Genomic DNA, 640 nt, shown 5'->3' with positions numbered 1-640 from the left:
ATCACCTTACCGACACTTTTCGCAGATTAGCACGCCCTTCATCGCCTCTGACTGCCTAGGCATCCACCGTGTACGCTTAGTCACTTAACCTCACAACCCGAAGGTGTCTTTGTAAACAAAGAAGCACATTCGCGCTGCTACATTTGAGAGACTCTCTGACAGGTTACTCCTTACCCCAATACCTCTACGGAGGGATAAGTTTCAGCTGTCATGTTTCAATTTTCAGCTTGTTCCAGATTGTTAAAGAGCAATATCTTAAACACGACTCGTAAGAGTCATCTTTAAGATGTTTTCGGTTATGACTAACCGGTGATAATGTCTTTCACTCATTATCGGATTGGCGTCCCCAAGGGGATTCGAACCCCTGTTACAGCCGTGAAAGGGCAGTGTCCTAGGCCTCTAGACGATGGGGACACGAAAACCCGATTAAACTGAACGTCTTAATCGGTTCGTATCAGCATGAGTCAGAGACTCATTACATCAACAGGTAGCGCTTTTGCTCATTACTTTTCTATCAGACAATCTGTGTGAGCACGCCACTCGAATCAATATCATTAGGTAAGGAGGTGATCCAACCGCAGGTTCCCCTACGGTTACCTTGTTACGACTTCACCCCAGTCATGAATCACAAAGTGGTAAG

1 tRNA gene and 2 rRNA genes are annotated in these 640 nt (G+C 45.8%); all 3 read right to left on the bottom strand.

From position 1 onward, the window contains the following. Positions 1 to 90 (bottom strand): 23S ribosomal RNA (locus V2S86_RS25345); the annotation flags it as partial. 248 nt (positions 91 to 338) lie between these two features. Next, a tRNA-Glu gene (locus V2S86_RS25340) sits at positions 339 to 414 on the bottom strand. A gap of 145 nt (positions 415 to 559) precedes the next feature. Then, positions 560 to 640 (bottom strand): 16S ribosomal RNA (locus V2S86_RS25335); the annotation flags it as partial.

The organism is Serratia sp. C2(1), from assembly GCF_036352655.1.
Taxonomy (GTDB): Bacteria; Pseudomonadota; Gammaproteobacteria; order Enterobacterales; family Enterobacteriaceae; genus Serratia; species Serratia inhibens.
This window is presented reverse-complemented; position numbering and strand designations above follow the sequence as displayed.